Origin of the sequence: Ornithinibacillus halophilus, assembly GCF_900129485.1 — a bacterium.
GTDB lineage: Bacteria > Bacillota > Bacilli > Bacillales > Amphibacillaceae > Ornithinibacillus > Ornithinibacillus halophilus.
The window spans coordinates 1-7,586 of record NZ_FQVW01000081.1 but is presented as its reverse complement, the minus strand read 5'-3'; the positions used below and the strand labels follow the sequence as shown (position 1 = coordinate 7,586).

Sequence of the window (7,586 nt, the reverse complement as noted above, 5' to 3'; positions counted from 1 at the left end):
GAAAAAGTCCGATTAATAAAAAAGTCATACACATAGAGGGCTGGAACACAACTTAATCTCTATAATCCAAAGTCGAACAATTACCATGAAGGTAGTTAAATGTTAGTCTTTAGGTGAGATCTAATTTCTAATGAATTATTCAATTCTGATGTAACTGCTTTGTTGATTTGCACTGCGGACAGTCGCTTTCCGCGGGCACGGCCTCAGCCTCCTCGCGGAAAAACACCGCTGTGGGGTCTTCGGTCACGTGCTGTTCCCGCAGGACAAGGAAGGCTACGTCAGAGGAGCATCGCACGCAGAAAATGCAAATGGAAATGCATTTTCAAGGAGTCGACTGTCCTCCGCTCCAATCAACTAGTAATATTGCAGTAGAACCATAATTCTTATTGTCTAAGAATACACACTAGCGTAAGAAATACACGTAGACTCCGGCGGGAGCAGAGGCATAGGTGAGACCCCGGAGAGCAACGAGCAAAACTTCTGCCGAGTAAGCTACGAGCATACGGCTCGAGGAGGCTCACCAGCCGCCCGCGGCAAAGAAGTCACTATGAAAGTGACCGAAGGAAACTTGAACAGATGTCGCACTTGTGCTGGAAGTGAAAGCGAAGTGTATTTCTGAAGCGGCAGAGATTACACTACAAGTACATTTCATAAAAAATCTAAATCTTTAAAGTTCGGATTTTATTTAAACACTTTTGTCTCAGAATCCGAACCCCTGCACACTACACTGCATATAGAATTGTCGGACTCATTTTTTTATTATCACTTAGTTTTTCAGTGTCCTCCGCAAGCGCCTGAGGAGGCTCACCAGCCACCTGCGGCAAAGAAGACACTGTGAAAGTGAAGTGTATTTTTCGTAGCGGCCAAAAACACATCATACCATAGGTTTGCTCACAATCTACTTTGAAGAATTCATGTATAAATACAAACAACTCTGCTCTTTTTAAACAATTGGGTCGGAATATCTATTCTCTAATCTTAGCTTCAATGGTTTGCCAGTATCATAAGAGATATCTCCAATACGTTCACGAACCGTATGTTTAGGTAGTTCATCTTCCCAGAAGCTTAGAACAGCTGTTAAAATCTCGATTGCTTCAATTCGTCCTTGTTCATATAAATCAATAAAACTTTTTGTACTTGGTTCATTTGTAGCAGGGTGATACCACGGTTCATTGTTTATATTCAAGTAGTCCACATCATCATTAACAGGTTGATGAGAAAAAGAAGAAACTAGCGACTTAAATAATTTATTTTTCCAATGATATGGATCAGCAAGAATACGCAGTGCAAGTTTCATATCACTATAGGATTTATTAATGTAACTCGGAGACCCGCGAAATGCTTCAGGATAATACTTATTAATTCTTTCATATAACAGTTCAACTAAATCCTCATTTAAGGTGCTTCCTACATTGATTTCTTTATAGACAGGAACTTTCCAAGTGTCCATGTTTTTATTTCGCTTCATCATAATCGTATCAATAATTATTTCTAATTTTTGATGCTTGCTTCCTTCATAGCCCGCTCGATAATGTACATAAGGATGGGTGTTTCGATCTAATATATGATGAGTAATGAATCCAAAGACATAAGCTTTTAATTCTTCAGATTTATTTTTGACCGACACAATTAAATCCATCAAAAATTCACCGCAGTGTTTTTGATGTAATAATAGTCCAATTTCATTTACTGGCTCATCTTTTACCCATGGCCAAAAATTATAGTAAAAGAAAGGATCTGGACCTTGTGCCCCTAAATTCATGATACGCTCTAATTTTGGAAATGGATTTGGTTTTCCGATAGAGTCCACAACATCTTCACAAAAAAGCATATGTGTCCATATATTCGGCATTACGAAAATCCTCCCCTTATTAATAATTGTATTTAGACATATGCTTTCTACTGAAATAATACATGGTAAGTTAATCAATTGCTTTTCCGAAATTCCATTATGTCTATATACAGTATAAGACAAAATATGCTGGAATTGGTGAAATAAGTAGACAATTTTGTGACCAATGCCATGTTTTATTAAAATTTCATAAATAGAATTTACATAACAAGTGGTTATAGAGATAAAATTTTATATGAAATAAGATAATTTTGATTAACTATTCTCTAAAATTTGATACAATAAGATAGGGGAAACAAGTTTACAACTAACAAGGGGAGGAAATACATATGGATTACCGTATAGCACATGATACACTAGGGGAAGTAAAGGTACCTGCAGATAAATATTGGGGTGCTCAAACACAACGTAGTAAACAAAACTTCCCAATTGGTAATGAAGTAATGCCGAATGAAATAATAAAAGCGTTTGCAATTTTGAAAAATAGTGCTGCTAAAGCAAATGCTGATTTGGGTCTATTAGATTCTAAAAAAGCAGAAGCGATCGATTATGCGGCGAGAAGAATTTTAAATGATGAATTAAATGAACATTTTCCATTAGTTGTTTGGCAAACTGGTAGTGGAACACAATCAAATATGAATGTGAACGAAGTTATTGCCTTTGTTGGTAACCAGTGGTTAGAAGAACAGGGAAGCGACGTTCGATTACATCCAAATGATGATGTTAATAAATCACAGAGTTCTAATGATACATACCCAACAGCAATGCATATTGCGTCGGTGCTAAAATTAGATGATACAGTGTTACCAGCTTTACGTACGTTAAAAGCAACCTTAAAAGAAAAAATGGATGCTTTTCAAGATATTGTGAAAATTGGTCGTACTCATTTACAAGATGCAACTCCATTAACATTAGGACAAGAAATTAGTGGATGGCACCGTATGTTAGAGAAGTCCGAAAATATGATTGATCAAAGCATGCAGTATTTAAAAGAACTTGCTATTGGTGGTACGGCTGTAGGAACTGGTCTAAATGCTCATCCAGAGTTTTCTGAGAGAGTTTGTGCTGCAATTAATGAGTTTACAGGTAAAGACTTTGTGTCTGCCCCTAACAAATTCCATGCATTAACTAGTCATGATGAATCTGTTTATGCACATGGTGCACTTAAAGGATTAGCAGCTGATTTGATGAAGATTGCAAATGATGTGCGTTGGCTAGCAAGTGGCCCTCGTTGTGGGATTGGTGAAATTACTATCCCTACAAATGAACCTGGAAGCTCAATCATGCCAGGAAAAGTAAATCCAACTCAAAGTGAAGCTGTAACAATGGTTGCTGCTCAAGTTATGGGAAATGACGCTACAATTGGATTTGCTGCAAGTCAAGGTAATTTTGAGCTTAACGTATTTAAACCTGTAATAGCTTATAACTTCCTTCAATCAGCACAATTGTTAGCAGATAGCATGTTATCATTTGATGAGCGTTGTGTTAAAGGAATTGAACCGAATCATGAGCAAATTGAAAAGTATCTAAATGATTCACTAATGCTAGTAACTGCATTAAATCCACATATCGGTTATGAAAATGCAGCTAAAATTGCTAAAAAAGCATTTGAAGATAACTCAACATTAAAAGAGACAGCAGTAGAATTAGGATTATTGACAGCTGAAGAGTTTGATCAATACGTTAAACCTGAAGAAATGACATATCCAAAATAAGATGACAACAAAACCACGATTGTTAGGTGATGCCTAGCAATCGTGGTTTTTTTACGTTTGAAATTCCATGGGACAGTTTTTTCCTAAAAAACTAGAAATAGAAGAACAAATTACCAATGTTTTTTTGTGATAAGAAATCGGATTCTGTTAACAATACTTAGTACAGGAGGTGATAAGACATGGCAAACAACAACAATTCAAACCAATTGCTTGTACCTGGTGTACAACAAGCACTAGACCAAATGAAATATGAAATTGCGTCTGAATTTGGTGTTAACCTTGGAGCTGATACAACTTCTCGTGCTAACGGTTCTGTTGGTGGAGAAATCACTAAGCGTCTAGTACAAACAGCTCAACAACAACTAAATGGTGGACAATAATTAATAATAAAAAACCTTAACCTAATAACCATGGCCTCAAGAGGAAAAGTCATCTGACTTTTCCTCTTTTTGAATGACAAGCATCTCCAAGGAATCAGTGAACATCTGACTCTTATGGTAGTATTTACTATGTTATAGAAATAATTCCATAAAATGCAAAAAAAGGTATTCAGTTATAAACTGAATACCTTTTATAAGAAATAAATTTTAGTGCCGTCTAGTTCTGACAGCATGTGCTTTTCTTAATTAACGTACGCGTAACTCACTTTCAGCATCGAAGAAGTGGCATTTATTCATGTCAAATGCTAATTCTATGTCTTCTCCACCATGAATATCTGTACGTGAATCAATACGAGCAACAAAATCTTGATCATTCACTTTAGAATATAGGAATGTTTCTGCTCCCATTAATTCAGCAACATCAATATGTGCAGTAATTTTAGTTTCAGGTGTTGATTCTACAAAGACTGGTTCATCATGAATGTCTTCAGGACGAATTCCTAAAATAATTTCTTTATTAACATAGCCTTGATCACGTAACATTTTCATTTTGCCTTCTGGTACTTTAACTTTAATTTTATCCATTTGGAAATACCCATCAGTTAGTTTACCAGTCAAGAAGTTCATAGAAGGTGATCCAATAAATCCACCAACAAAAACATTTTCAGGTTTATCGTATACTTCTTTTGGCGCACCAACTTGTTGAATGATACCATCTTTCATAACAACTAAACGTGTAGCCATTGTCATTGCTTCTGTTTGGTCATGTGTAACATAGATTGTTGTTGTTTGTAAGCGTTTGTGAAGTTTTTGAATTTCAGCACGCATTTGAACACGTAATTTAGCATCAAGGTTAGATAAAGGTTCATCCATTAAGAATACTTTTGCATCACGGACAATCGCACGACCTAATGCAACACGTTGACGCTGACCACCAGAAAGTGCTTTTGGTTTACGATCTAAGTATGCTTCTAAACCTAAAATTTTTGCAGCGTTTTGAACACGTTGTTCAATTTCATCCTTTTTGAATTTACGTAATTTCAAACCGAATGCCATGTTATCATAAACATTCATATGTGGATAAAGTGCATAGTTCTGGAAAACCATTGCAATGTCACGGTCTTTTGGAGCAACATCGTTCATTTTCTTTTCATCAATATAAAGTTCACCATCTGAGATTTCCTCTAGTCCTGCAATCATACGAAGAGTTGTTGACTTACCACAACCAGAAGGACCTACGAATACTATAAATTCTTTGTCTTGAATATGAAGATTGAAATCGTCTACAGCTATAACGTCTTTATCGTATTTCTTTTGAATATGTTCTAGTTTTAATTCTGCCATTTAAATAACCTCCACCGTTTGTAAGCGTTTTACAACTTTATTATATCGAATCTTGTCTTAAAAAAATATAGCAAACATGCACAAAGAAGTAGAAAGCTTTTGTGCATGTTTACCAGACTACTTATTTATTAGCAATTAATGCAAAATATACAGTCATTGCTTGCTGAAAATCTCGGATATCAATTCCTGTATGCTCTTGAAACTTATCCAGCCTATATTGCAAACTATTACGGTGCATATACATCTTTTTTGCAGCAACAGATATATTTAGGTTACTTTCAATAAAAATTTCAATGGTTTGTAGAAATTCACTATCATTTTTATAATGTTTTAAAATCGAGTTTTTAAGTTCTTCTTTAAATGAAGTACCTAACTTATCCATAATTAATAGAGGAATTGCATCAATATAACTAAGAACAATTTTGTCTGTAAATTGAAAAGCAACTTTTGCTGAGTGTAAGATGTTCTCATAGTGATGTTTAATATTGTTTAAGTCATATTGATATGGTCCCACAAATACTTTTAAATTAACGTATAAATCACTAATAAGAATATCGATGATTTGTTCATATGAAATATCTTCGTCAATGGTTGTCTTTTCTTCAATGATAATTCCTTCATAATCATTTTCCCATAAAATAGAAACTTCTTTATGGAAAAGTTCATTTATCGCTTCTTTAAATGTTTTTGGGTCAATTTGTTTCTGTTGAATAGAGAAAAAAACAAAACGAAAAGGATGTACTATTTTTTCTTCAGTATTCATCTGAATGCGAGACTCCCATTTCTTTTCTTGTTCCGTTACCTCAGGAAAGAAATGATGATAGGGTGTTAAGAAAGTAGATAGCAAATGGACCTCTTTTTCTGTTATTTCTTCTCTTGGGATGCCTAAAACTTCCAAGTCATCGTTTTGGTACCACTCATACTCGTTATATTTACTAGTTGGAATTTGGGAATCCAGTACTAGGTTAGGAAAAATTTGTTGTAGTTTCGTTAGCATTGAAAAAATCCTCTTTTCATGTTTGCTTTCTTTAATTATAGCAAGCAACGATTTTAATCGAAACTAATATTATCATTTTCCTATCGGTATACATCAATTAACAGGTCTGTTACACTCTACATATGGTAAATAATGATAACGTAACAATACATATTTGTGTTGTTTATTATTAAATGATTCGATTGATGTCAATTCATCGTTTTAGTACCATGTTTAATTATTTTGAGGAGGTAATTTGTCATGCCAAGTATTTATGACAGTGCATATGATTTAGAAAGCGCAATTCGTGAAAGTGAGGAATTTCAAGATTTAAAAGCAGCATTTGAAGCTGTTATGAACGATCCATCTGCTAAGCAAATGTTTGAAAACTTCCGTGACACTCAAATGCAATTGCAAGAAAAACAAATGCAAGGACAAGAAATCACAGAAGAAGAAGTAGAACAAGCGCGTAAAGTAGTTGAACTTGTACAACAACATCAGGATATTTCTAAACTAATGGAACAAGAACAACGCTTAAATGTGGTTATCAATGATATTAGCCGTATTATTACAAAACCACTTGAAGAACTTTATGGCTTAGGTGGAGAACCAACAGAATAAAAGTTCTTAATACAATTGAGATTTTTGAATCCGAACTATTATGTAGTTCGGATTTTTCTTATCCATTAAATTTGCTCACTTGCAGGAATTTAGACTTTTTTCTCGAATTATAAGAAATAGAATATATAATTATAAGGCTCTGTTAAAGGTTAATGTTGATATTATATAAAAAAATTAGAACTTCCAAATATCTGGAAGTTCTATTTCTTTATATAGTCTTCTTCAACTAAAGCACCCGTTAATTGAACAATAAAATTAGTACCTCACTAATTAGCCCAATCAAAACTTCTTATTTTAAATCCTTGTTTCTTTGCATAGTTATTAATTGCTTTAAGCAGCTTACTTTTGGAAATAGAAAATGATTGGTGAATTTCTCTCTTTTCATCAATTACATATTCTGCAAAAACAATATAGTTTAAGAAATCCATTTTTTTTACAACATATTGGTTGCATTCATATTCTCCGCATCTGATATTTCCAGAATAGATAAAACGAATAAGTCCGTCATAATAGTCTTGATGAGAAATCTCCACTTTCAAAAAATCTTGTAATATATCTTGCATTAAATCACATCCTCAAGTAAATTCCTTCATTTTTAAATTAAATCGGATTTATTTATTAGAAATTCTTCTTCAACTCTTCTGCTCCGTTAGTTGAATAAGATTTTTCGTTAAATCGCAAATTTAGTTAATCTAATT

7 protein-coding genes are annotated in these 7,586 nt (G+C 34.0%); 3 read left to right on the top strand and 4 right to left on the bottom strand.

Going from position 1 to position 7,586, the window contains the following annotated elements:
- Window positions 1-943: 943 nt before the first annotated feature.
- A complete protein-coding gene (locus BUB12_RS16890) occupies window positions 944-1,852 on the bottom strand; it encodes a zinc dependent phospholipase C family protein (protein WP_072892083.1) in 909 nt (302 codons plus the stop codon).
- 329 nt (window positions 1,853-2,181) lie between these two features.
- Here BUB12_RS16890 and fumC point away from each other — a divergent pair, with 329 nt between their 5' ends.
- Complete coding sequence (fumC, locus tag BUB12_RS16885) at window positions 2,182-3,567, top strand: class II fumarate hydratase (RefSeq protein ID WP_072892082.1); 1,386 nt, start codon at window positions 2,182-2,184, stop codon at window positions 3,565-3,567.
- A gap of 179 nt (window positions 3,568-3,746) precedes the next feature.
- Window positions 3,747-3,947, top strand: coding sequence for an alpha/beta-type small acid-soluble spore protein (locus BUB12_RS16880; protein ID WP_072892081.1), 201 nt, complete (start codon window positions 3,747-3,749; stop codon window positions 3,945-3,947).
- A gap of 246 nt (window positions 3,948-4,193) precedes the next feature.
- Here BUB12_RS16880 and BUB12_RS16875 read toward each other — a convergent pair whose 3' ends face one another.
- Both BUB12_RS16875 and BUB12_RS16870 read right to left on the bottom strand, forming a co-directional pair.
- A complete protein-coding gene (locus BUB12_RS16875) occupies window positions 4,194-5,291 on the bottom strand; it encodes an ABC transporter ATP-binding protein (protein WP_072892080.1) in 1,098 nt (365 codons plus the stop codon).
- A gap of 121 nt (window positions 5,292-5,412) precedes the next feature.
- Window positions 5,413-6,288, bottom strand: a complete 876-nt coding sequence (locus tag BUB12_RS16870) for a PucR family transcriptional regulator (RefSeq protein WP_072892079.1) — start codon at window positions 6,286-6,288, stop codon at window positions 5,413-5,415.
- A gap of 240 nt (window positions 6,289-6,528) precedes the next feature.
- Here BUB12_RS16870 and BUB12_RS16865 point away from each other — a divergent pair, with 240 nt between their 5' ends.
- Window positions 6,529-6,888: a YlbF/YmcA family competence regulator gene (locus BUB12_RS16865; RefSeq protein WP_072892078.1), complete on the top strand. Its 360-nt coding sequence runs from the start codon at window positions 6,529-6,531 to the stop codon at window positions 6,886-6,888.
- 266 nt (window positions 6,889-7,154) lie between these two features.
- Here the strand turns inward: BUB12_RS16865 and BUB12_RS16860 are convergent, their stop codons facing one another.
- The gene (locus BUB12_RS16860) at window positions 7,155-7,451 is read right to left on the bottom strand and encodes a hypothetical protein (RefSeq protein ID WP_072892077.1); all 297 of its coding nucleotides are present in this window, start codon (window positions 7,449-7,451) and stop codon (window positions 7,155-7,157) included.
- Window positions 7,452-7,586: the final 135 nt, after the last annotated feature.